Here is a 24,780-nt window from a genome sequence, read left to right as displayed (position 1 = left end):
AATAATTCTAAGATGTTAAACGCATCTTATTTAGGATAAGGAGTACGATATGAAACAAACATTTCCAACTGATTTTTTATGGGGAGCATCGATTTCCGCTCACCAAACCGAAGGAGCGTATCAAACCGATGGCAAGGGACTGAGTGTCCAAGATACTCGTCCAAGAGACAACCACAAGATCGCGGATTTTACTGTGGCTGTCGACCATTACCACCAGTACAAAGAGGATATCGCCTTGTTAGCAGAAATGGGGATCAAAATTTTCCGTTTTTCGATCGCTTGGTCGCGAATTTTTCCAGAAGGGCGCGGTACTATTAATCAAAAAGGATTGGATCATTACAGCGATGTCATTGATGAATTGCTGAAACACGGCATTCAGCCCTTTGTAACGTTGAACCATTTTGACTTGCCGCAAGCATTGGAAGACGAAGGCGGCTGGACAAAACGCAGCACCGTTGAGGCATTTGCCGCATACGCCAAAACGCTGTTTACAGCCTATGGGGATCGAGTGACGCACTGGCTGACGATCAATGAACCAAATATCATGCTGTTGGTGGATCAAAAAATATTAGGGAAAAAGATTCCATTATCAGAAAAATACCAGCAATTTCATCACCTGATGATCGCTGAAAAATATGCTTTCGAAGCGTGTCATGAAATCGTACCGAATGGCAAAATCGGACCGGTGCCGAATATTTCGTTGGTCTATGCGGCGACTAGTCGACCAGAAGACAACCAAGCGGCGCTGTATTTCAACAGTGTCCGGAACTGGGCGTACCTTGATTTCGCCTGCTTCGGTCGTTACAATACGGTCTTTCAAGATTATTTGAACCAAAACGGCCTCACGATTGACTTTGGTCCGGAAGATGAGGTGTTGATGAAACGGGCTCTGCCTGACTTTGTCGCAATGAACTTCTACACCACGGTGACAGTGGAGCAGCCGACGGAAGCTGGGGACATGAAAAACGGCATCAGTGATCAGCAAAGTGAAGACATTATGGAGCGTGGTTTTTACAAAGGGTTCACCAATACGTTCTTGAAGAAAAATGCCTTCAATTGGACCATCGATCCCTTGGGACTGAAAACGACGTTGCAAACACTTTATGATCGTTACCACTTGCCGATCATCATTACTGAAAACGGCTTAGGGGCCGAAGACCATCTAGAAGCAGATGGCGCGGTTCATGATCCGTACCGTATCGATTATTTGTCGCAGCATATCAATCAATGCTTAGCCGCGATCAATGCTGGGGTGGATCTGATCGGATATAGCCCGTGGTCTGCCATTGATTTGATTAGTGTGCATGAAGGGATTCGAAAACGGTATGGTTTTATTTACGTAGATCGCAATGATGCAGAGGAAAAAGAACAAAAACGAGTGAGAAAAGACAGCTTTTATTGGTATCAAAAGCTGATTGAAGAAGGGGCGATCCCTTCGTTGGAGGAGTAATGATGACAAGTGTTTTTACCTTTTTAGAAACGCGTTTGATGCCGCCATTGAATAAGTTGGCGAATTTACGCTTTATTCGCGCAATCATGCAAGCTGGGATCATTACGGTCCCTTTTACGATCGTCGGATCGATTTTTTTAATCATCAATAATTTACCACAAATCATTCCACCACTGGCTGGCTTTTTCGAACAAACGATTTTACGATTTTCACCGCTTTATAGTGTCGTAACTACCATGTCTGTTGGCTCGATTGCTGTTTTTTATTGTTTAGCAACAGGGTATTATTTAACTGAGATCTATCATAAAGAAGAGCATTTGACTATGAGCAGTTTTGTAGGGGCGTTATTAAGTTTGTTTGCCTTTTTAATGACGATCGTCCAAGTCGATATCACAGATGGTGCGGCACAATTGCTGCAGTCAGAGAGCGAAACCGCCATTGTTTATAATGGGGTCGCTTTAGGCGGTTGGATCACTCGCTTCAGTGGAGTAGGGATCTTCATCGGGATTATCACTGCAGTACTTGCTACGTCAGTCTATCGTTTTTGTGTAAAAAGAAAGATCACCATCCAGATGCCTGAAGGGGTTCCTGATGGAGTCAGCAAAGCATTTGCGTCATTGATCCCAGCGATTTTGATTGCCTTTTTGATGGTGGCGATCAATGGAGTACTGGCGGTTTTCCACACGGATCTTCACGGATTGCTATCCAAACCATTTGAATTCGTGAAGGAGTTGACGGGTTCGTGGTTAGGAATCATCGTGATTATGCTCCTTATCCATCTCTTATGGGCAGTGGGGGTTCATGGGACGGCAGTTATAAAAAATAGTTTCATCAATCCCATCCTATTGGTGGCTCTAACTGAAAATATCGATGGTGCCAATAATATTTTTGCTGGGGATTTTGTGAACATGTATATTTTTATGGGTGGCGCAGGAAGTACACTTGGATTGGTTTTATTGATGCTGTTTGTGGCAAAATCACAACAGCTCAAAGTCTTAGGAAAAGCAGCGATCTTACCGGGGCTTTTTAACATCAATGAACCAGTGATCTTCGGGGCACCGATCGTCTACAATCCGTATTTGATCATCCCCTTTATCGTAACACCTTTGATCAACGTGACGATTGCTTACTTTGCTAGCTCGTTTGGCTTTGTCGATAAAGTCATTACGGGAATTCCCTGGATTTCACCGGTGGGCATAGGGGCGTTTTTAGGAACCGGCGGTGATTTCCGAGCCATCCTGATCGCTTTGATCAACTTAGGGGTTTCCATTCTCTGCTATTATCCATTCTTTAAGATGTACGATGGCAAACTCTACACGGAACAACTTGCCAATCAAGCATAAGTAGAAAAAACAGCAAAACGCCCGTTGATGGACTTCTAGTGAAGTGCCAACAATGGGCGTTTTTGCTAGTGCAAATAGTGGTCACGTATGCAAAGACTGTTGATACAAGACACAATCATCGCAATCTTTGCGGGTTGGTTTGGCTTGCTGGGGTGTTTCTTTGTGTAATGGCAAAAGCATACGCAACCCGTTTAAGATAACTAAGATCGTGCTTCCTTCATGACCCACGACCCCTAGAGGTAGCGTGAGAAATTCAAGGAAGTTTGAAGCGATCAGCAACAAGATGACACTGATAGAAAAGACGATGTTTTGTTTGATGATCCGCTGTAATTTCTTAGCCAAACGGTGACTGTCGACCAAACGCAGCAAATCATTTTTCATCAAGACGATCTCCGCCACATCCATTGCGACATCTGTTCCTTCGCCCATCGCGATCCCTACACTTGCGGTCGCTAAGGCGGGGGCATCATTGATCCCATCACCGACCATCGCATTGATTTGGTAGGTTTCTTTCATTTCTTTGATCCGAGTGGTTTTCTCATCAGGCAGGCAATCACTTTCGTAGTCAGACAAGCCGATTTCTGCGGCGATCACTTTGGCAGTACCTAAATGATCACCCGTCAGCATCGTCGTGTGAATTCCTTGCTTATTGAAGTAGGCAAGACTCTCACGAGCTTCAGGACGGGGCTGATCCAATAGTGCTAAATACCCTGCTAATACACGGTCACGATTGATATAAATCAAGGTTTTTCCGGCTGCTTTCAATTCTTGGATGCGGGTTTGTTCACTGACAGCAACAGAGGTTAGATCGACTTCTTTTCCAATCGTCCAATGGGCAGCTTGGTAAGTGGTGGCTAGACCGACCCCCGCTTGTTCTTCCACTGCTAATTCCAATGGTCTTTCATCGTGGAAATACGCCAAGATCGCTTCAGCCAATGGGTGATTTGATTGTTTTTCCATCCCAACAATCAGTTGGGGGATAAACGGTTCATCCAGCAATAGATGAACATCAGTGACAGCAGGTTTGCCTCGAGTCAGCGTTCCGGTTTTGTCAAAAGCGATCGCTTTGACATTGGCAAAGGCATCCAAGGCTTGTCCGCCTTTGCATAAAACGCCCAAACGAGCAGCGTGAGAAATGGCTGCTAACGTCGCAGGAGTAGCAGAGGCGACTAAGGCACAAGGGGATGCCACTACTAGTAAGACCATGCCACGATAAAAACTTTCTTGGAACCCCCAATTCGTGAAAAACGTACACAAAACGATCATTAGTGGGACGGCGATCAGGACGATCGGCACATAGATCCGTTCGATTTTTTCGATCAGGGTCGCCGTTTGACTTGGCATTTGCTGCGCTTCTTCCACCAATTGAATGATTTTTGCAAAGCGGGTGTTTTCACTCGTTTGAGTAACTTCAATGTACAATGGCTGCCCAAGGTTGATGGTTCCCCCAAAGACTTCACTGCCTAAACGTTTCTCGACAGGAATGGATTCGCCACTGATGGCCGCCTCATCAACACTGCTGGTTCCTTGGATCACGATACCGTCGATCGGGATCGCACTGCCTTTTGCCACCATAATCGTATCTTTTAACTGAAGGGCTTCGACTGGTACTTCGACGAGCTCCCCAGATTCAATCATTTTTAAGGCAGTCGTTGGTTGCAGTGCCATTAATGAACTAATTTCTCGCGTACTTTTGTTGGTCGTATATTCCTCAAGGGCACCGCTCAAACAAAAGATAAAGGTCAGCATCGCCCCTTCAAACCAATGCCCAATGATACAGGCACCAATGGCGGCTAACGCCATCAGTAGATCGACGTTCAACCGTTTGTCGTGCACCAATTCTTGCGTGCCTTCCCAGGTTTGTTTCCAACCCCCGGCAAGAATCGCTAACAGATAAGGGACAAAGCTATAAGGAATGGAAAAAGATGCCATAAGAAAGCCAGTTGCCATCAATAGCAAACAAGCAATCGTTGAAAAAACAGCCGACGATTCGGATTTACTCATAAGAAACGCCTCCTTTTGAATGTAGTCTATGAATGAAAAAACCGATCCTTTTCTCAAGAAACAATCGATTGTTCCTCCCTCAACTTGAGCATAGCACATTCGAAAACAAGATGGTAAAAAAACAACGTACCTGATAATGAAAGTGATTATCAAGTAGCGATTAAATAACGCTACTATCCAAATGATAAATGGAAACTCACTATTATAGAAAAAAGAACACAAAAAAAGCAGTACAATAAAAAACGAATTGTACTGCTTTTGCTTGTTCGATGTGGTAGTCAGCGACTGGATCGGTTAACGCAAACTATACTTTGCTAAGGGAATCTGACGTGCTTCACACCACTCTTTGACAGCACCAGAAAAAATCAGCTGGATCTTGGTGAGGTCTTTGGTACTTGTCTGTCCTGCCATAGTGTAGAGCAGCTGTAGCTGTTCCTTCCATGATTGCAAGGTGGCGATCGTTTCTTCTTTGCCTTTTGACAAAAGCAGCACGAGGATCGTGGCGGATAGTCCTACACTATCCGCACCAAGGCAAAGTGCTTTGAAGATATCGTAAGCATCCCGAACGCCGCCTGAAGCGATGCGGGTAAAGGGCTGTTGGATCTCATTTGCTTCCAGCAAGGAAATCACGGTGGATTGACCAAAGGTGTCTAAATACGCCAATTCACGTTTTTTTCGACGAGCATTTTCGATTTGAGTAAAACTTGTGCCGCCGCTGCCAGCAACATCAATCGTTTGTACGCCGATCGCCAGTAACTGCTGAATCGTTTCACGAGACATCCCAAAGCCGACTTCTTTGACGACAACCGGAACGGCAACGGAAGCAACCGTTTTTTCCAATAAGGACAGCCATTGGCTAAATTGACGATCGCCTTCGGGCATCACTAATTCTTGTGGTGCATTAAGATGGATCTGCAAGGCGTCGGCGCCAAACAGTTCTACTGCCCGTTGTGCATTTTCAACGGGACTGCCCGCACCAATATTGGCTAATAAGAAGCCGTCAGGATTGGCTTTACGGACGATACGGAAAGAATCGGCGACACTTGGGTCTTTTAAGGCAGCCGAAACGGAGCCGGTTGCCATCATCAAGTCACAGGCTTGCGCGATCTCTGCTAACTCTTGATTGATTTTTAAGGTTTTTTCACTGCCGCCTGTCATGGCATTGATGAAAAAAGGGCTGGAAAATGAGCGGTCAAAGACAGTCGTCGTAATTGACACATCAGCCACGTCAATTTGCGGAAAGGACTGGTGGACCAAGCGAACTGCATCAAAATCGTTGCTGTGTTCTTTATGGAACGCTTTTGCTAAGGAAACATGTTCATCTTTTCGATTCATGATAGGTCCTCCCGGTAATGGTAAACATGCAGCGGCAATGGGGTGATCTCGGCTTTTTCCCACGCACTCATCAATGGTAAAATACCGGTTTTCTGGTCAACGATCACGATGCCACAATCGCCACCGCCGGCACCAGAAGATTTGGCTGCGCCACAATAATTTTCTGCTAGATCACAAAGCTTTTTAAGTGCGGGGGTTTCAATCGGTACACCAGTTAGTGCAGACAACTCCCGCAGGAGCTTTCGATTTTCCGTGATCATTTTTTTGATCGTGCGACTGTCTTCATTTAAAAAGCCGTCGATCAATCGATTGACGCAGTCTTTGCTGGCTGCTAAAAAGGCGGCATAGGCGTTTTCTTTTTCTTCTTTGGATTGATAGACTTGATCCACTAAATCAGAAGTAGAGGCAGGAGAGCCTGTCCAACCAATCAATAGTCGAAGCGATTTCGGAACCGTCAAGGGACGGATCGATAATCCTGGCCAATCGAAAGCAATCAATTCTGTTAAGGTATGGTCCTTTTGTTTGGCTAAGACCCAGTCGTGATCGAAGGTTGAAAAAGCGATCCAGCCGCCATAACAAGAGGCCGCAATATCACCGCACGACCCATTGCCTTGAACAGCGAGATGGGCAAGAGCCGCAATTTTGAATTGGGTCAACCGATCCATTTCCATTTGATAGTACAGATTCAATGCTTTGACCGTGGCAACAGTCACGGCACCGCTGGAACCGAGGCCATATTTGCGACCATTCGAGTTATCCAGTTCACTGGTCACTTTTAAATCGTAAAAGGAAAGGGGGATGCCTTTTTCTTGGGCATATTTTTCCGTCAGACGAATGGCTGCCAAAATATAGTGGAAAGGATTATCCCGATGGTCTAAGACTAATTCGCCTTTGCGACGCGTCCAGCGAATCGGCAGGTCGCTGTATTGGGCAGACTGGATGCTGCCGTTTTTACGGGCCTCTTCCACATTGACTGTAATAAATTGGTCAACGGCAACGATGATTGCAGGATGACCAGGTTCGACAACGGCGTATTCACCAGCAATAAATAGTTTTCCGGGAACGGATAGTTCAATCATTTCGACACTCCTAATCGATGGCTTCTTAATGGCTTCTTAGTTGATGGCAGAAGATTCTTCCACCGGTAAAAAGGCTAATCCTTTACCCGCGTGAGCAGTTACTAATTGTTCTGAGGCAAAGTGAGCACTTAATTCACGTAAAATCGTTTGTTCTTCTTGTTTTTGGCATAAAACTTTGACATTGGGACCAGCATCCATCGTGAAATAGCAAGCCAATCCTTTTTTTCGCAGCATTCGGACACATTCCATGGCTCGTAAAGATTCAGAAGACCAATAAGTAAAAGGTGGTTCGGCGGCTAAGGTCGTTCCATGCATTTTCAAGGCGTTGGCCTCGGTCGTTTCACCTAAAGCAGTAAAGTCTTTCTCGGCAATCGCTTGTTTCATTTTCACGAGATCAGTTGCGGTGGCAGTAAGCCAACCCGGATAAAAACTCGAGGTTTCAACGGTTCGACGCATCCCCTCACGACTGGAAACTTCTTTGGCTTGTGCGTTGATCAAAATAAAGATCATACTCAATTCTTCTTCCCAGCCATTCGACGGCACTTGCGTGGCAAAAGAAGTCTCATCGGTGCCTTGATGCCATTCAGCAAAGCCGCCGTAGATACTCCGACACGCCGAACCAGAACCGCGACGGGCCAAACGGGATAACTCTTGCTCCGACAAGTTTAATTCCAGTGCTTCACTACAGGCACCCGCCAATGCCGCTAATCCACTGGCAGAAGAGGCAAGTCCGGCAGCGGTTGGAACAAAATTTTGACTTTCCACCGTGGCATACCACGGGCAGTCCGCTTTTTTTCGTACCAGATCCAAAAAGTCCGCAACTTTTTTTGTGGCAGCGTCTGTTTGAACCACGCCATCCAATGTAAAGCGATCTTGCGTAAAATCGGGTGAAAAAGCCACCGTTGTTTCTGTGTAAAAAGCATCGAGGGTCAGGGACAAACTATTGTTCATCGGTAAAATGAAAGTTTCATCTTGTTTTCCCCAATACTTGATCAATGCGATATTCGTGTAGGCGCGAGCCTTTCCCTTATACATGTTCATAAACTCCTAATCCTTGTATCCATGCCGCACGAGCGCCATCGGACAATAAAATACGGCTGATATTCTCAGCCTGTTCCTTCGTTTTGGTTAGTGCGATCATACAGCCGCCCCGGCCCCCGCCGGTCAGCTTTGCCCCGTAAGCACCGTGTGCCAACGCTAAGGAAACCAACTGATCCAGTTGCTGATTGCTGACCCCTAGCTGCTGCAGGGCCTGATGGGCGTTGTTCATGCTTTCACCTAATACTTCTAATTGATTGGCTATGATGGCCTCTTTAGCTTTTTTGGTTTCGATCCCTAAACGCTGGATTGCTTGACTAGCCAGCTGCTTGCTGGTTTCAAAAAGATGGGCGACACTTTTGACTGCTTCTCTCGTTTGCCCTTTGATTCCAGTATCAGCGACGAGCAAATAACCGTCGATCGTGAGGGGAAACGAAGTGATGGGATGCCCTTTGATAAAGTAAATGGCATCTGTCCCACTGGCTGCCGCAGCATCGATCCCGCTAGGATTGCCATGAGCGATTTTTTCAGAAAAGTTGACATAGGTCATCAATTCTTCTTTTGTAAAGTCTTTTTTGATCCAATCAAAAAAAGCGCGAGTCAGTGCAACAGCGACCGCCGCGCTAGAACCCATTCCCCGTTCAGAAGGGATAGTGCTGACGATGGAGGTTGCAAAAGGACCCGTGTGGAAGTCTTGTTGCAGACGATGCAGCAAGTCTTTGACATTTTTTAAGTGGCTGGGGACTTCTTCAAGCAGACCGTGATAGTAACTTGAAATCAAGGTGCTTGTTTCATTTGCTGTGATCTCGACTTGTACTTTTGCTCCCGCAAAAGGGAAAGCAATTGCTGGTTCACCGTAAACAACCGAATGTTCACCCATTAAGATGATTTTTCCTGTAGCTATGCCAGTACCAATTGACATTATTTTCCTCATTTCTCTAGGGAGCTTACCCCACATGATTCATTTATCGTTTGTCAGTCAATTGTAACTATCTCCTGACAAAAACACAATTTAATTAAAGATCCTTTCCTATTTTACTAGAAGAAGGCTCTTTCGTTAAGCATTCCGTATGAGATTTCAAAAAAAAGCAAAAATCTTTAAACTTTTATTGAAAAAATTCTTGATCTGTGCTTCAAAAGTTTCAGTTGACGGCACAAGATATAGTGTTGTATAGTTGATATCGCAAAGGCAACATACAATATTTAGTGATGAGTGAGTTGGGGGATATGAGCGTGATCGTATTAGCAGGAACGATTGGTGCCGGTAAATCAAGTTTGACCGCATTGATCGCCAATCATTTTGGCAGTCAAGCCTTTTATGAATCGATCGATGACAATGAAGTGTTACCATTATTTTATGCAGATCCAAATAAATATGCGTTTTTACTGCAAATCTATTTCTTAAATAAACGATTTGAAAGTATCAAGCAAGCCATGAAAGACGACAATAACGTCCTGGACCGTTCCATTTATGAGGATTCACTGTTGTTCCATTTAAATGCGGACCTTGGGCGAGCGACCGATACCGAGGTCAAAGTCTATGATGAATTGTTAGCCAATATGTTAGAAGAGCTGCCGTATGCAGCCCACAAAAAGCATCCAGATCTTTTGGTGCATATTCGCGTTTCTTTTGAAACGATGCTCGAGCGTATTGAAAAACGTGGGCGGGAATATGAGCAGTTGACCTTTGATCCTTCGTTATACGACTATTACAAAGAGTTGAACAAACGCTACGATCAATGGTACGAAGAGTACAATGAGAGTCCAAAGATCCAGATCGATGGCGATCAATTCAATTTTGTCGAAGACCCGCAAGCGGCACAGGCCGTTTTAACGATGGTGGAAGAGGCCTTGAAAGACGCCCGTAAATAAGTAATAGCCAATACAGCCAGGAAAGTCCTTTGATTGGGCTTCTGGCTGTTTTCTTTTATAATAGAAGAAAGCAAGAGTGGAGGATGGATTGTGGAAAACAAACATGTCTTTTATGACGGAAACTATGAATGGATTCAAGTCGACCAACAAGACGCAAAAAGCGTGATGGCACTGCAAAAACAATATCATTTGTCTGACGAGATGCTTACGTACTCTTTAGATAAAAACGAACGCGCGCGGGTCGAATATGATGCCGAAGAGGAAGCATTGCTGCTGGTTTTCAATGTACCTCAGCAAGAAAAGCGTGAAAATCATTTTGAGACCAGCCCGATGACGTTTATTTTAAAAAGGAAGCAACTCTTTACTTTTGCATCCCACAATACCCGTTATGTGATTCCAATGATGGAGCGCTTGATCCTGCAAAACCCGCTGCAAACGCCCATTCATTTTTTGTTTCAAAGCTTGTTCTTGATTTCTGGCACGTTTTTTCCGTTAGTCGAAGAAGTCAATAGTGAGCGGATTCGCTTGAATCAGCGACTACGGGAAAAAACAACCAATAAAAACTTACTGCAAATGTCTGATTTGGAAGTTGGACTGGTTTTTTTAGTGTCTGCCACGAAACAAAATGCGGTCCTCTTGGAGCAAATCAAAGCATTATCCATTTATCGTTTGATGGATGATGATGAGCGGGAACAACTGGATGATGCCTTGATCGAAGCCAAACAGGCAGTGGAAATGACCCAACTGGCATTCCAAATTTTGGAACAATTGTCTGGTACCTACAATAATCTATTAAACAATAACTTGAATGATACCATGAAGTTTTTGACCGTTTGGTCCCTCTTATTGACTGTGCCTTCCATCGTCACCAGTTTCTTTGGCATGAATGTTCCGCTGCCTTTTACCAATAGTATTTTCGGTTGGGGTATTGCCTTGTTGATCAGTTTAGTGTTATCCGTCTGGATGTTGATTGCTTTATGGCGCAGAATTCGTTAGTCGATCACCAAACCTAGACCGGCGGCGATGACCAAGGCTTGTTCTTGATCGACTGTTAGTCCTCGCAAGTGTTCAAAGGACAACGCGATCTTTTGAAATTGATTGGTCCGAAAATCTAAAGTTGCTAATTTTGTGTGAAACCAGTTGCTATTGTTCAACTGGTTTTCTTGTAGCGTCAAGTGTTTCCAATCCATCTCATAAAACTCACTGTCGTTTAGTTGGCACTGACGAAACAGCATCGTCCGTAAATTGGTATTGCTAAAAGAAGCAAAGTTTGCCACGCAATCTTCAAAGGTACAGTCACGGAAATAGCTTTCCGCAAAATTCGTACCAGTCAATTTACACTGTTTAAAGTGAACACGATGAAAGCTGGCACCAAAACATTCCAGATTAGAAAAATCGCAGTTCTCAAAGAGGACATTTTGACATTCCCATTGACTCAAGCGTGTTTTTTGCATCGTCACTTTCTTGAAATGACATTGCTTCAAGATAAGGTTTTTGCAAGTATCATAGCTATAATCACCGCCTTCGAACACCCCCCCCTTCGAAAAGCAGTTCTTCTTCTAAATAAAAATCCTGTGGCTCTAATGCCGACAATAAGGGCGGTAGTGGCAATACGATTTTTTTCTTCATCAAGATCCCATCCTGTATGTTTTTCTCTCAGTATAACACGGCGAATCGATGCCGCGATAGTTACGAAAAAGCGGCAGGGTATTGTGAAATTTATTCAATCGGTTTGCAGAATGCTTTTATAACAAGGAAAATCTTTGATTTTTAATACATATTTTTTCACAATCTTTTTACTTGCAAGACGAAAATAATTTTGATATAGAAACTTAACCCGCTGAAAGTGACGTATATCAACGAAAAACTGTCACAAATTTTTAAAATCGCGAAAAAGTTGATAGTTTTCAAATTCACAAGCGAGCTATAATGACAATGTAAACAAAAGGAGGAAATTTTCCATGACAAAAACAGTTATTATCGGTGCAAACCACGCGGGGATTGCTGCTGCCAATACACTATTAGATAACTACAAAGACCAAGAGGTCGTAATGATCGACCGTAATACAAACTTAAGCTACCTAGGTTGTGGGACTGCTTTATGGGTTGGACGTCAAATCGATTCATACGAAGGCTTGTTCTATACAAAACGTGAAGATTTTGAAGCAAAAGGTGCAAAAATCCATATGGAAACAGTGGTTGACCATATCGATTTTGAGAAAAAAGAAGTACACGCTGTGACCAGTGAAGGTGAAACGATCGTTGAATCTTATGACAAAGTTGTCATCGCAACTGGATCTGTTCCGATCTCACCCAAAGTACCTGGACGTGACTTGAAAAACATCCATTTCTTGAAAAAATTCCAAGATGGACAAACGGTTGATAAAGAGTTAGCCTCAGAAGACGTGAAAAACGTTGCCGTTATCGGTGCTGGTTACATCGGTGTTGAAATTGCTGAAGCAGCAAAACGCCGTGGTAAAAATGTGTTGCTTTTTGATGCAGCGACACGGGCATTGCCAAACTACTACGACAAATGGTTCACAGAAGATATGGACAAAAACTTAGCTGACAATGGTATTGAATTGCATTTCGGTGAATTAGCACGTGAATACAAAGGAACAGAGAAAGTAGAAGCAGTTGTAACAGACAACGGCGAATACCCAGTTGATCTAGTGATCAATGCGATCGGTTTCTTACCAAACAATGAGCTAGGCAAAGATCATTTGGAATTGTTTGCTAACGGCGCGTACTTAGTGGACCGCCATCAACGGACAAGCGATGCAGATGTTTACGCAGTCGGTGACTGTGCAACTGTGTACTCAAATGCTTTGCAACAAACCACTTATATCGCATTAGCAACGAATGCCGTACGTTCAGGGATCGTCGCTGCCCATAATATCGGCGGAACTTCTTTAGAATCAACAGGTGTTCAAGGATCAAACGGGATTTCGATCTTCGGCTACAACATGGTTTCAACTGGCTTGTCAGTAGAAGCTGCCGAACGTAATGGCATGAAAGTGAAATACTCTGATTACGAAGATACCCAAAAACCAGGCTTCATGAAAGAAAATGCGACGGTTAAAATCCGCATCGTCTATGAAGAAGAATCACGCCGCATCGTTGGTGCACAAATGGCATCACGAACATCTGAAATCGCAATGGGCATCCACATGTTCTCACTAGCGATCGAAGAAGGCGTAACGATCGACAAGATGAAGCTATTAGATATCTTCTTCTTGCCTCACTTCAATCAACCATACAACTACATCACGATGGCTGCGTTGAAAGCAGAATAAGAAACACGAAAGTCGGAGCGTATGCTCCGGCTTTTTTTTGAAACAATCATGAAAACTGTTGACAATAAGAGGAAAAAGCAGTATACTATAAAAGTTGAGAAACAAAAGCAGAAGCACCCGCTTCTCGCCTGAGTGAAGATATCGCTGGGCAGAATAGGATTCCTACCATTTATTTGTGTGGAGTACGTGCGGGTTCGTGAAGAACTCGTTTTTTTATTGTCTGATTTCGAATCGACAAGCTTTTCTTTCTCTCAAAAAACTCGGAGGTGAATGACCATAGCAAAGGATATGATGGTAAACGACGGCATTCGTGCACGTGAATTGCGTTTGATTGATCAAAACGGCGAACAACTTGGTGTAAAGAGTAAAGCTGAAGCATTGCAAATTGCAGAACGAGCAAACCTTGATGTGGTATTGGTGGCACCAAATGCTAAGCCGCCAGTAGCAAGAATTATGGATTACGGGAAATTCCGCTTTGAGCAACAGAAAAAAGACCGTGAAGCTCGTAAGAAACAAAAAGTAATCAACATTAAAGAGGTTCGTTTAAGTCCAACGATCGACGTCAATGATTTCAATACAAAATTGCGTAATGCACGTAAATTCCTTGAAAAAGGGGACAAAGTGAAAGCTTCGATCCGTTTCAAAGGCCGTGCCATTACCCATAAAGAAATTGGTCAGAAAGTGTTAGATCGTTTGGCGGAAGAAACTGCTGATTTGGCAACTGTTGAGCAAAAGCCAAAAATGGATGGCCGCAGTATGTTCTTAGTCTTAGCACCAAAAAACGATAAATAATGACTCACTGAGTTTCAGTTTAAAGTCAGATAACGAAAGATTTTGAGGAGGAAATTAGTTATGCCAAAACAAAAAACACACCGCGGATTAGCAAAACGCGTAAAACGCACTGGCGGCGGCGGATTGAAACGCTTCCGTGCCTTTACCAGTCACCGTTTCCACGGCAAAACAAAAAAACAACGTCGTCAATTGCGTAAAGCTTCAATGGTTTCAGCTGGCGATTACAAACGTATCCGTCAACAACTAGCACGCATGAAATAATTGCGTAACCCAAGCTTCACGTATACAAACAATTATCGATTTTCATATTAGGAGGAATTATACATGGCACGTGTTAAAGGTGGAACAGTAACTCGTAAACGTCGTAAAAAAGTGCTTAAATTAGCAAAAGGTTACTACGGTTCTAAACACACTCTATTTAAAACAGCAAAAGAACAAGTAATGAATTCATACAACTACGCATACCGCGATCGTCGTCAAAAGAAACGCGACTTCCGCAAATTGTGGATCGCTCGTATCAACGCAGCGGCTCGTATGAATGGCTTAAGCTACTCAAAATTGATGCACGGCTTGAAATTAGCTGAAATCGACATCAACCGCAAAATGTTAGCTGACTTGGCTGTAAACGATGCAACAGCATTTACTGCATTAGCTGACCAAGCAAAAGACGCTTTAAACAAATAATCAATCGTTGGCAACAACGTTAGCCCCGCTCTTTGAGCGGGGTTTTTTTGTTTTTCTCGATGACCGAGGAATGGTTTCTCACTATCTTTCATACGGTTCTTTCCATTAAGCGAAAAATAGATTATACTTTTGAAAGCGGTTGTTTTATTTATCTCACGACTTTTTCACGAACACTGCAGCAAAAGGAGCTTACGATGGCGATTGATTTATGGCGGCATTTTAAAAAAGGATTGACGGTATATATTGGGATTGGAATTGCGGTCTCATTTTTGAGTGCTGCGAATGTCTTTTATTTTCAAAAATTACTCGATTCATTTGGCAAGACATTTGATTGGCCAGTTGTTTTTATCTATGGGTTAACGCTTGTACTGGTACCGCTCTTGTCCTATCTCGAGCAGAAACCAAAAACAAAATTGCACAACAGCATGTATTTCTATCTCAAAGAACAAGCTTTAGTAAAAATCAGCAAGATTGCCTATTCCGAATACTTACAAATCGGCTCTGGAGCACTCTTACAGAAAACCGAAGCAGGAGCAGCGGCTGGCAGAAATATCCATTTGAATTTTTATGGACGCTTGTTTAAAGAATTGCTTCCCGAAACACTGTTTAACTTAGCTTTTATTGCTATGATCGATAAAAGGTTGATTCCAGCGATCCTTGTGGGCTATCTAGTGGTGTTTATCGTGACCAATTTGCTTTTGAAAGTTTTACGCTCTCTCAAAGAACGTGCGCTAGTTTCAGAAGAAGCCATGAACAGCACCTTTATCCGCGGATTAACGGAAATGGTCACGTTTCGGATCAATAAACGGTTTGAAAAAGAGATCGCACAATATAAAAATATGTCTGCTGACACAACAGAACGTTTGACGAAAATGACGATGATCCATGAGTTTTTCTTTGGTTTTTTTGCAGTTTTAGTCGCATTGATCAAAGTCGCAATTGTGGTATTGGCATTCACAAATCAGATTACAGTCAGCTTGGGCGGTTTAGCAGCACTGATTATTTATGTGGATCGAATCTATACGCCTGTTGCAATATTTAACGTGATTTTTGTTCAATACAGCTTAGATAAAGTTGCCTTTGCACGGTTAAATGAATTTTTTTATCTGCCAGAGGACAAAGCATTAACACAAGGAGATCCATTGTCTGAGACCATCAACTATATCACAGTTAAGGATCTATCCGTCATACTTCAAGAAAAGAAAATCTTAACCGATAGCACACTGGAGCTGAAGCGGGGAGCGATTTATGGGTTAGTAGGAGAAAGCGGCGCAGGAAAATCAACGCTGATCAAAACGATTTTAGGCTTGTATCAGCCGACGACCGGTGCAGTTCTGATCAATCACAAAAATTTGGCTGCTTACAACTTAAATGATTACTATCAGCATGTCTTTTATCTATCGCAAGATGCGCCAATATTCCAAGGAACGCTGAAAGAAAATATCATTTTTGATAAGGAAATCGCAGACGAGGAAATCATAGCGGTATTAGAAAAATGTCAATTAGGCGCATTCTATCAGGCACTCAAGGGAGGACTGTCTGCTGAAATTGGAGAAAAAGGAGCCAACCTTTCTGGTGGGGAAAAACAGCGGATCGCTTTTGCCCGATTGTTTTTCACAAACGCAGAAGTCATTGTCCTTGATGAAGCCACCTCTGCTTTAGACGAAACAACAGAAGAAAAGCTTTTTGCAGCGATCAAAGACCAATTGAAAAATAAACTAGTCATTATGATCACCCATCGCCCGAAAAATTTGATTTATGCGGATGAGATCATTGAATTGAAAAAAACACAGGTTGAAGCGGCTTCATCATAAAAGCAGCTTCAACCTGTGTTTTGATCAGCGCATCAGTAAATGCGGCAATGTACTAAGCCATGCAAGCATGCCGACAATCAAGGCAAAGACCAAGACGATGACTGTTTTTGAGAGGAAATCTTTTTTGATGTCCCGCTTTTTCCTAATGGCATCGAGGTCTTGATTTTCCATGAAGGCAACGATCTCTTTATACGTTTTGATATTTTGGGTTTTCTTGATTTTTTCGATCTTCAATGCGGCATACATGGAGACGAGCCAAAAACATAGAGGCGGGGCAATCCACCAGTGTCCTGGTAAAAAGAGAGCAGGCCCAACAGATAATGCGGCCAACAATGTAAAGACCAACATTATTTTTGTGTAGTGATCCATTGCTGTTTTCTCAATCGTTTCTTTCATTTGTTCAACATCCCCTTTGACTAATTCATCTAAAGAAACATCAAATAGAACACTGAGCAATAATAAGTTGTGAACATCAGGATAACTTTTTTCATTCTCCCAATTTGAGATCGTTTGTCGGGAGACATAGAGTTTTTCTGCCAGCCCTTCCTGAGAGAGACTTAATCGTTCCCGATGTTTTTTTATTTGTTTGCTTAAGTTCATTTTATCCGCTCCTTGTACCATTAGTGTAGGACAATGTCTGCGTTCTAACGATCAAATGTCTTTGACAATGCCTTGAAATCAAGTGTCAAAATGTTTTTACAGTTGGGTTTATGCTGTTTACACAGCAGTACAGCGTTGATTTTCTTCAACGAATAAGCGACAGTCAGCTTTCTTATTGTTTTTTTTAGAAGCACCTGCTGGTTTCTTAATAAAGAAAATGATGAAGAGTCTGTGCTGATTTTTAATGTTTGTCTTTATCTATTATTCATTAATTTCGCAAAGATGGGAATAGGAAAAAGCAACTAAGCGTGTGAAAGCATCATTTTTCCATTAGTGGATCTTTAAAGGTCCCTGTGTGTTGAAATGGAGCCATTCAGAAGTCACGTCTGTTTGTTGGTTCTGTTCTAGAAGAAAATCGACTGTTGATAAGCATATCTCCCCATAAAAACGTCTGCTTTGTGCTATACTGAGGCTTTGTAAAAATAAGTTTGTACAAGCAAGCAGCAACGGTTTTTTCATTGATTGCTTGCAAGAAGGAGCGTATACGCAGTGAAAAAACTAAAGGTTCAAGATTTAATTGCAGTAGGGATCTATACAGCGATCTATTTTCTTTTAATGAGCGTCTGTCTATTGATTTTGCGTTTTGTGATCCCAGGTTTTCATAATTTATTTATTCCAGCAGTCACCGCTTTGTTTTCTGGCATTATCTATCTGATTTTATTGAATAAAGTACCGAAATTTGGCGCAATCACCATTATGGGTACCGTGGTAGGGCTCTTTTTTTTGATTTCAGGACATTTTCCATTGGCCTTTTTACCCAATATGCTTTGTGCCTTAGTAGCTGATTTGATTCAATACAAAACAAAGCTCAAAGAGAACGTTCGCGTAATGGCGAGTTATATCGTCTTTAGTTTTGGCTTGATGGGCCCGATCTTGCCCCTGTGGTTTATGAAAAATGCCTATATCGATTCATTAGTGGCTCGCGGAAAAGATGAAACCTACATTGCCGGCGTGTTTGCTCATACCTCCAATGTGATGTTAGGGCTTTGTGCATTGGCCGTTTTGATTGGTGCGGTGGTTGGTTTAGGCATTGGCAGCCGCTTGATGGAAAAACATTTTCAACCAACGATCCAATCGCATAAAGGGTGAGGAATGTGTCGAAAACAAGGTTTGATCCCCGCAGCAAATTGGCGGTGATTCTCTTTGCTAGTTTTACTATGATGGTGTCCATTAGCTGGATCGATGAGTTTGTCTTTGTCACGTTCTTGCTGCTGCTATTTTTAGTCAGCGGCTTTTGGAAAAAAGGTCTGATGTTCTATGGCGTGTTTGTCTTGCTGACACTGGCAGATAGTTTTTTGTTTCGCCAAGGAAACCACCTATTGATCGTGTTGCTGGATTTCTTTTCCGTCGGTTATCGCCGCTTATTGCCAACGATCATGGCGGCGGCTTTTGCCATTAGTGGGACGAAGAACAGTGAGTGGATGGCGGCGTTGCAAAAAATGCACGTGCCCAATGTATTATTAGTCCCGCTGGCAGTCTTATTTCGTTTTTTTCCCACATTGGTACAAGATTTCAAAAGTATTCGCCAAGCGATGCGCTTTCGCGGCATCTCGCTGTCGGCAGGATCGATCTTGCTTCATCCACTGCAAAGTGCGGAGTATTTTTTGATCCCATTACTGATGTCGGCTGAAAAGACCGCAACCGAACTGTCGGCTACGGCGCTGGTTCGCGGGTTAGCATCAGAAACTCCCCATACCACCGTCCACGAACTGAAGCTGCGCTGGTGGGATGGCTTGGTCTTTTTAGCATTATGCGGCTTTATCGTGAAAAGGATGTGGCTTGGATGATCAGATTAGAACAAGTGTCAGTGAAGCGAGAAAATCGAACCGTATTATCTGAGCTTTCTTTGACGGTCGCAGCTGGGGAAGTCATCGTTTTGTGCGGCGCTAGCGGCAGCGGCAAATCGACCCTGCTCAATGTTGTGAATGGCTTGATCCCTGAGCTGTATCCCGCCGAAGTGCAAGGAAAGATCCGTGTCGGAGAAACAGACTTGCCAGTTGCCGATTTCTCCCATTATGCCCAGACGATTGGCGTCGTCTTTCAAAACCCCAAGACGCAATTTTTCACCACGGATGTCTATTCGGAGTTGGCTTTTTCGATGGAAAATGCGGGCGTCGCACCAGAAAACATTCGGCAGCGAATCACCGAAGTAGCACAGCAGTTTTCCCTGACCCCGTTGCTTGATGCTAGTGTCTTTGACCTATCTGGTGGAGAGAAGCAGCTGATTGCTCTCGCTGCAGCCACGATGTTGCCCCATGATGTGTTCTTATTGGATGAGCCTTCCAGTAATTTGGATCAAGAAGCGATCCAAAAGTTGACTCAAGGATTGGCTTCTTTAAAACAACAAGGGAAAACCATTGTGATCGCCGAACACCGCTTGGCGTATTTGGCGCCACTGGCAGATCGCTTCTGTCTATTAGAAGCAGGACGATTGCGGGCGTCTTATCCAGCAGCTCAGCTTTTGTCACTGCCCGAGGAGGCAATTCACGAGTTGGGATTGCGAAAAGTAGGCGAGGTGACATTGGCAGCCCAGCACTGCCGAGAATCTTTGCCAGAAAAGTCTGGATTAAGGGCAACGCATCTGCAGATCAAGCAATCGAAACGCTCAGCAAACAGCAGAAATTGGGCGCTTAACTTGCCTGAACTACAATTGCCGACGAAGCAAGCTGTGGGGATCGTTGGACCAAATGGTGCTGGCAAAAGTACGTTGGTGCAAGTCCTGTCAGGATTGAAAAAATGCCCAGAAGCAGTATTTGCCATCAATGGACAAAAGCGGACCCAAAAGCAGCTGCTGCAGGAAAGCTTTCTTGTGATGCAGGATGTCAACTTGCAGCTGTTTTTTGAAACGGTGGAAAAAGAGCTGCTGATCAAAGCCCAAAACCCAGCTCGTTTTGAAGAAATTGTCTCATTGTTGCACTTAACACCACTCCTTGCCCGACATCCGCAAAGCTTGTCAGGAGGGGAAAAACAACGAGTTGCCATCGGCAGTGCCCTGCTTTCTGGTAAACGCTTGTTGTTTTTCGATGAACCAACGAGTGGGTTAGATTTGCAGCAAATGGAAGAAGTCGCAAAACTGTTGCGAACAGTCGCTAAGGAAGTTGATTTATTAGCGGTGATCAGTCATGATCGTGAGTTTTTAGCTGAAACATGTCCTTACGTGCTTCAACTCCAACAAGGGGAACTCGTTGGCACGTATCAGCTAGCAAAAAATATGGAATAAATGAAAGACGGAGTGGACCTTGGTTCATGCCGTCTTTTTTTGTTGAACATGAAAAAATCTTCATGATTTTTTTCTTTCAATCAGTTAGGAAGTTTTGAAAAAATCCGTTATGATAGAAGCAAAACAGGAGGAGGAGTGCATATGGCCTTGAAGATCTTGCTAGTAGAAGACGAAGAAAGTTTAGCCAGTTTTATTCAGACCGAATTGACTTTTGAGGGATATGACACGGTCTGGGCCAAAGATGGGCAAGAGGCATTGACCTTGTTCAATCAGCAAGCAAATGCCTTTGATCTGATTTTATTGGATTGGATGCTGCCAATCTATGACGGCATCACAGTGGCGCGGCGGATACGCAAAGAAAGCGACATCCCGATTTTGATGATGACCGCCAGAAATCAAACCGCCGATGTGGTGACGGGGCTTGATGTCGGATTAGATGATTATTTAACGAAACCTTTTGAAATCGAAGAACTGTTTGCCAGAATTCGGGTGATCGAGCGGCGGTTGCAACGAGAAGCCAAACAACAAAAGAACCAGCAAAACCAATTAGTGGCGGGGGAGTTGATGATGGACATTGCCAAGCACTTGGTTCAGGTTGCCGGTGAAACCATTGAGTTGACGCCCAAAGAGTTTGGGATTTTATATGAATTAATGAAAGAGCCGGAAGTCGTCAAAACCAGAGATGACCTATTGAATGAGATTTGGGGTTATGAATACGACGGTCAAACGAATGTTGTAGATGTCTATATCCGTACACTGCGGAACAAGCTGGATGTTTGCGGCAAAGGCAAAATGATCGCAACCGTTCGAGGATTAGGCTATGTCTTGAGGACCGACCATGAAGAATAAGTCAGTCAACCAACGTAGAAAAACAGCCCAGTTTCAATTGACGAGCCGCTTTTCCTTGATACTCTTTGGTCTGCTGATTCTCTTCAATCTGCTGTTTATTTTATTATCCGTAGGTTATTTGTTTGAACATATCGAAAATCGTGCCAACAACATTCTTGAAGCCATCGAAAAAGGCGAGGCATCAGGGGATACCTGGGACACTCTCGTCAATGCCTATGTTTCGGCAGATGAAGAAGACGCCCTGCAAGTGATCTTAGCCGATGGCAGTGTCGTTTCATCAGAAGATGCGGAAGAGATTTTTGCCGATATCAATCAAGGACGAGTGATGCCATTTCTCGAAGACATCGTTTTTACAGAGGATGGCATCTATTACACGAAAACCCAAGAAGTCGATGGGGATCAGGTGACGATCGCTATCAATGGGGAGGATAGTGTGGAATTAGCCTATGGTCTCTTTATGATCAGCAGTTTCTTGAATCTGATCGCTGTTGTGGTGGGCAGCCTGCTGATTTATTGGAGTGTCGGGAAATGGAGTCAGAAACTTACCGGCATGGCGCAAGAAATTGCTGCCATTGAACAAAGCCGACAAGGAGAATTGTCAGTGTCTGAAGAACCCATCGAGATTCGTTCGGTGGCCTTGGCTTTCAATAAATTGTTGAAAGAACAGCGTGAGACGATCGAACGGGAAAAACGATTCGTTGCCGATGCTTCCCATGAGCTGCGCACACCTTTGGCTGCGATTCGCGGACATGTCCAATTGATCCAGCGGCGTGGAACCAAACATCCCGAAGTCATTCCTTCCTCGATGGCATTTATTGACAAAGAGTCGAAGCGTTTGGAAACATTGAGCAATCAATTGCTAGACCTAGAAAAAAATCAATCCCAAGAAGAAATGACCCTTGTTAATGTTTCCCAGATCGTCCGAGAAGAGTGTGAAAAACAAGCGACGATCGTTCCGCAATCGATTGAATATTTTGTGGAGAACCAATGTATGAAGCGAGGACATAAACGTGACTTCCAGCAAATCATCCAAAACCTGTTAGAAAATGCCGCGAAGTATTCGCCTGTTGATCAGCCGATTCATGTGACCTTGACACAAGAGCAAAGGCAGTTGTCTTTAACCGTCGCCGATTTTGGCATTGGGATTCCCGATGACAAGAAAGCCTTGATTTTTGAACGGTTCTATCGGGTAGAAGATTCTCGTTCTAGCCAGATTGCCGGTTCAGGCATTGGGCTTTCACTGGTAAAACAGCTGGCAGACAAATATCATGCCAAAATCACCGTGATAGACAATCAACCGCAAGGCAGTATCTTTAAACTTGCCTTTCCAAATGAAAGAGAAAGATGAAGATTTTTTTAGATTTTCTTCAAGCAATTTTGATTCTTTTTCTTTGGGAACTTGTTATTCTAAATATATAGAAAAAAGGAATACACAAACAATTGGAGGAATGAAACATGAAAAAAACAACTATTTTATTCGGAATTGCCGCATTAGGGTTATTGGCAGGATGTACACAAAACAACACGGGAAATTCAGAACCTGCGCAAAACAGCAGCTCAAGCACAGCAGTTGCCTCATCAAGTGAAACAACCTCATCACAAGCAGCGGACAGCTCTTCAAGCAGTGCAGCGATCGCCAATGGGGGCTTGCCTACCGTGACCGTAGAAGAAGCGATCCAAGTATTCCAAGACAAATACCCAGATGCAGCGATCACTTCGATTGATTTGGATACTTCTTTTGGCAATTACTTCTACCAAGTAGAAGGCGTGGATGACACGAATGAGTTTGAATTAAAGATCGATGCAGAAACCAAAGAAACTTCTGAAGAAAGAACGGAAAAATTGGATGCCGATGAACAAAACGGTGTCAAAAAAGATGCCGATCAATTGGACCTAACCAACTTGCTTTCATTGGAAGAAATTTCTGATATCGCCGTGAAAGAAGCTGGCGGTGGTCAAGCAACAGATTGGTCCTTAGACAAAGAAATGAATGTAACCTATTGGGAAGTCAAAGTAGAAGATGGCAACAAACAAACAGATGTGAAAATCAATGCCCAAACAGGTGAAGTACTTGAAACAGAATTGGATGACTAATCCTTTTACGCAGTAAAAAAGATAAGCCGCTATCGTCTATGCGCAAAAGACGATAACGGCTTATTTCTTTACGTATGCTGTTTGACTTCAGTTAACGGTTTGACGCGACCACCAATTTTATCTGCAAATGCTTCGGACTGCTTCCGATCTTCAAAGACCCATAACTTGTCTGGAATTTTTTCACGAGTGCGACGACCATCTTTGCCAATGTAACCATGCAAAACTTTAATCACGTACATCGCCATCATCCTTCCCTGAAATTACTTTTGATTATACGAAAGCCGTTTCAAAAAGCAAGGATTTTGTCTTAAATGAGTGATCAGAATTGATTATTCTCCTGACAGGGCAGCATAATCAGCAAATCGTTGATGGATTTCAGGAAAACTACGCTTCAGCTGCACGATGCGATTGGTCTCTTTTGCTAAAAAACAATGCTTTGAAGTCCCCGTCGTAGCCAACTGACCATCGCTAGTTTTGTAGATCTCATAGCGAAAATCCAAACGCGTGCCCGTATATTTGTCGACCAAAACATCGATTCGCACCTCATCTTCGTAACGAATCATCGTTTTGTATTGCGCACTGACTTCCAGCACAGGAACGATCAAGCCAGCTTCTTCGATGGTATGATATGGTAAATCCAAAAACGCCAGTAATTCCACGCGGGCCTCTTCAAACCAGCGGATATAATTGGCGTGATGGATGATCGCCATTTGATCGGTCTCATAGTAGTGTGGTTGACGGATATAGCCTGAATATAAAGACATAAAAACAGCTCCTTTCATAGAAACAAAACCTTCGTTATTCAGCATAACGCAAAAAGAAAGAAAAGCAAACAGAAGGAGAACTTCTTTGCGTTGATCACTAGAGAAAACGCTACTGGAAAGCAGCGGAGTGAAAAAGACAGTGAAACACCTTGACTTTTTCATAGCTTTCTTGTAGTTTATAGATAATATCAAAAATCAGTGAAGGATCGAGTACTTTATTCTATTCCTTAAAAGAGAAAACTGCCCCGGCTGAAAGCAGTTTAGGACGTGTAAAGGAAAGACAATCTGGAGATGAACAGAAGAAAAGCTGTTCCGTGACCGAGCGTTAATCGAGCGAAGGAGAAGAACATTTCTCGAATTTAGGTGGTACCGCGTGTAATCAAAACTCGCCCTTGTATAAAAAACAAGGGCGAGTTTTTTGCTGTGAATCACTATGATTGGCTTGCGGAGCAAGACAGAATAGATGATGAACAGTACTAGGCGACC

Annotated in this window: 23 protein-coding genes, 1 pseudogene and 2 other annotated features; of the genes and pseudogenes, 15 read left to right on the top strand and 9 right to left on the bottom strand. The window is 43.4% G+C overall.

Annotation, left to right across the window (positions count from 1 at the left end; all coding sequences use genetic code 11):
* The first annotated feature begins 49 nt into the window (after positions 1 to 49).
* Together A5882_RS02000 and celB are read left to right on the top strand one after the other, a co-directional pair.
* The gene (locus A5882_RS02000; protein WP_008379488.1) at positions 50 to 1,450 is read left to right on the top strand and encodes a glycoside hydrolase family 1 protein; all 1,401 of its coding nucleotides are present in this window, start codon (positions 50 to 52) and stop codon (positions 1,448 to 1,450) included.
* 2 nt (positions 1,451 to 1,452) lie between these two features.
* Positions 1,453 to 2,793: a PTS cellobiose transporter subunit IIC gene (celB, locus tag A5882_RS01995; protein WP_034872146.1), complete on the top strand. Its 1,341-nt coding sequence runs from the start codon at positions 1,453 to 1,455 to the stop codon at positions 2,791 to 2,793.
* 81 nt (positions 2,794 to 2,874) lie between these two features.
* Here celB and A5882_RS01990 read toward each other — a convergent pair whose 3' ends face one another.
* The 5 genes from A5882_RS01990 to mvk all read right to left on the bottom strand — a co-directional run bounded on the left by A5882_RS01990 (position 2,875) and on the right by mvk (position 9,171).
* Complete coding sequence (locus A5882_RS01990) at positions 2,875 to 4,797, bottom strand: heavy metal translocating P-type ATPase (RefSeq protein WP_051154593.1); 1,923 nt, start codon at positions 4,795 to 4,797, stop codon at positions 2,875 to 2,877.
* 294 nt (positions 4,798 to 5,091) lie between these two features.
* Positions 5,092 to 6,132 (bottom strand): type 2 isopentenyl-diphosphate Delta-isomerase, encoded by a 1,041-nt coding sequence (gene fni / locus A5882_RS01985; RefSeq protein ID WP_016612893.1) that lies wholly within the window; start codon positions 6,130 to 6,132, stop codon positions 5,092 to 5,094.
* Positions 6,129 to 7,211, bottom strand: coding sequence for a phosphomevalonate kinase (locus tag A5882_RS01980; RefSeq protein ID WP_005233792.1), 1,083 nt, complete (start codon positions 7,209 to 7,211; stop codon positions 6,129 to 6,131). Before A5882_RS01980 ends, fni begins: the two co-directional genes overlap by 4 nt.
* Before the next feature lie 36 nt (positions 7,212 to 7,247).
* Entirely contained in the window at positions 7,248 to 8,246 is a 999-nt protein-coding gene (mvaD, locus tag A5882_RS01975; RefSeq protein ID WP_034872145.1) for a diphosphomevalonate decarboxylase, read from the bottom strand.
* The gene (mvk, locus tag A5882_RS01970) at positions 8,239 to 9,171 is read right to left on the bottom strand and encodes a mevalonate kinase (protein ID WP_172634709.1); all 933 of its coding nucleotides are present in this window, start codon (positions 9,169 to 9,171) and stop codon (positions 8,239 to 8,241) included. The genes mvaD and mvk overlap by 8 nt, the downstream gene beginning before the upstream one ends.
* A 305-nt stretch (positions 9,172 to 9,476) precedes the next feature.
* Between mvk and A5882_RS01965 the strand changes: the two genes are divergently transcribed.
* Together A5882_RS01965 and A5882_RS01960 are read left to right on the top strand one after the other, a co-directional pair.
* Positions 9,477 to 10,121, top strand: coding sequence for a deoxynucleoside kinase (locus A5882_RS01965; RefSeq protein WP_008379503.1), 645 nt, complete (start codon positions 9,477 to 9,479; stop codon positions 10,119 to 10,121).
* 132 nt (positions 10,122 to 10,253) lie between these two features.
* A complete protein-coding gene (locus tag A5882_RS01960; protein ID WP_225869353.1) occupies positions 10,254 to 11,117 on the top strand; it encodes a magnesium transporter CorA family protein in 864 nt (287 codons plus the stop codon).
* On the opposite strand, the pseudogene A5882_RS01955 reads toward A5882_RS01960, so the two are convergent.
* Positions 11,114 to 11,750, bottom strand: a pseudogene (locus A5882_RS01955) (pentapeptide repeat-containing protein). The gene A5882_RS01960 and the pseudogene A5882_RS01955 sit on opposite strands and share 4 nt — an antisense overlap.
* Before the next feature lie 332 nt (positions 11,751 to 12,082).
* On the opposite strand from A5882_RS01955, the gene nox reads away from it, so the two are divergent.
* The 5 genes from nox (at position 12,083) to A5882_RS01925 (ending at position 16,707) form a co-directional block, all read left to right on the top strand.
* Positions 12,083 to 13,417 (top strand): H2O-forming NADH oxidase, encoded by a 1,335-nt coding sequence (gene nox / locus A5882_RS01945; RefSeq protein WP_008379508.1) that lies wholly within the window; start codon positions 12,083 to 12,085, stop codon positions 13,415 to 13,417.
* Positions 13,418 to 13,516: 99 nt separating this feature from the next.
* Positions 13,517 to 13,640: a sequence feature (ribosomal protein L20 leader region), on the top strand.
* A gap of 47 nt (positions 13,641 to 13,687) precedes the next feature.
* Positions 13,688 to 14,209, top strand: a complete 522-nt coding sequence (gene infC, locus A5882_RS01940; protein WP_005228103.1) for a translation initiation factor IF-3 — start codon at positions 13,688 to 13,690, stop codon at positions 14,207 to 14,209.
* Positions 14,210 to 14,269: 60 nt separating this feature from the next.
* The gene (gene rpmI / locus A5882_RS01935; protein WP_003128650.1) at positions 14,270 to 14,470 is read left to right on the top strand and encodes a 50S ribosomal protein L35; all 201 of its coding nucleotides are present in this window, start codon (positions 14,270 to 14,272) and stop codon (positions 14,468 to 14,470) included.
* A 63-nt stretch (positions 14,471 to 14,533) separates the two neighbouring features.
* On the top strand, positions 14,534 to 14,893 hold the full coding sequence (gene rplT, locus A5882_RS01930; protein ID WP_003128653.1) for a 50S ribosomal protein L20: 360 nt from the start codon (positions 14,534 to 14,536) through the stop codon (positions 14,891 to 14,893).
* Between the two features lie 194 nt (positions 14,894 to 15,087).
* Positions 15,088 to 16,707 (top strand): ABC transporter ATP-binding protein, encoded by a 1,620-nt coding sequence (locus A5882_RS01925; RefSeq protein ID WP_034872144.1) that lies wholly within the window; start codon positions 15,088 to 15,090, stop codon positions 16,705 to 16,707.
* Between the two features lie 24 nt (positions 16,708 to 16,731).
* Here A5882_RS01925 and A5882_RS01920 read toward each other — a convergent pair whose 3' ends face one another.
* On the bottom strand, positions 16,732 to 17,307 hold the full coding sequence (locus tag A5882_RS01920; protein WP_034872143.1) for a helix-turn-helix transcriptional regulator: 576 nt from the start codon (positions 17,305 to 17,307) through the stop codon (positions 16,732 to 16,734).
* Positions 17,308 to 17,856: 549 nt separating this feature from the next.
* Between A5882_RS01920 and A5882_RS01915 the strand changes: the two genes are divergently transcribed.
* From A5882_RS01915 to A5882_RS01890, 6 genes are all read left to right on the top strand, one after another.
* On the top strand, positions 17,857 to 18,456 hold the full coding sequence (locus A5882_RS01915; RefSeq protein ID WP_016612887.1) for an MptD family putative ECF transporter S component: 600 nt from the start codon (positions 17,857 to 17,859) through the stop codon (positions 18,454 to 18,456).
* Positions 18,453 to 19,154: an energy-coupling factor transporter transmembrane component T gene (locus A5882_RS01910; RefSeq protein ID WP_016612886.1), complete on the top strand. Its 702-nt coding sequence runs from the start codon at positions 18,453 to 18,455 to the stop codon at positions 19,152 to 19,154. The genes A5882_RS01915 and A5882_RS01910 overlap by 4 nt, the downstream gene beginning before the upstream one ends.
* On the top strand, positions 19,151 to 20,587 hold the full coding sequence (locus A5882_RS01905) for an ABC transporter ATP-binding protein (protein WP_016612885.1): 1,437 nt from the start codon (positions 19,151 to 19,153) through the stop codon (positions 20,585 to 20,587). Before A5882_RS01910 ends, A5882_RS01905 begins: the two co-directional genes overlap by 4 nt.
* 141 nt (positions 20,588 to 20,728) lie before the next feature.
* A complete protein-coding gene (locus tag A5882_RS01900) occupies positions 20,729 to 21,436 on the top strand; it encodes a response regulator transcription factor (protein WP_008379528.1) in 708 nt (235 codons plus the stop codon).
* On the top strand, positions 21,426 to 22,784 hold the full coding sequence (locus A5882_RS01895) for a cell wall metabolism sensor histidine kinase WalK (RefSeq protein WP_016612884.1): 1,359 nt from the start codon (positions 21,426 to 21,428) through the stop codon (positions 22,782 to 22,784). The genes A5882_RS01900 and A5882_RS01895 overlap by 11 nt, the downstream gene beginning before the upstream one ends.
* Positions 22,785 to 22,891: 107 nt before the next feature.
* A complete protein-coding gene (locus A5882_RS01890) occupies positions 22,892 to 23,530 on the top strand; it encodes a PepSY domain-containing protein (RefSeq protein ID WP_005233880.1) in 639 nt (212 codons plus the stop codon).
* 68 nt (positions 23,531 to 23,598) lie between these two features.
* Here the strand turns inward: A5882_RS01890 and A5882_RS01885 are convergent, their stop codons facing one another.
* Positions 23,599 to 23,769, bottom strand: coding sequence for a hypothetical protein (locus A5882_RS01885; protein ID WP_008379536.1), 171 nt, complete (start codon positions 23,767 to 23,769; stop codon positions 23,599 to 23,601).
* A 90-nt stretch (positions 23,770 to 23,859) separates the two neighbouring features.
* Positions 23,860 to 24,294: a thioesterase family protein gene (locus A5882_RS01880; RefSeq protein WP_008379539.1), complete on the bottom strand. Its 435-nt coding sequence runs from the start codon at positions 24,292 to 24,294 to the stop codon at positions 23,860 to 23,862.
* A 189-nt stretch (positions 24,295 to 24,483) separates the two neighbouring features.
* Positions 24,484 to 24,691, top strand: a binding site (T-box leader).
* The last annotated feature ends 89 nt before the right edge of the window (positions 24,692 to 24,780 follow it).

It is taken from the genome of Enterococcus sp. 4E1_DIV0656, assembly GCF_002140695.1.
Lineage (GTDB): Bacteria > Bacillota > Bacilli > Lactobacillales > Enterococcaceae > Enterococcus_D > Enterococcus_D entomosocium.
The sequence above is the reverse complement of the archived record's forward strand: the minus strand, read 5'-3'. Positions and strand labels throughout refer to the sequence as shown.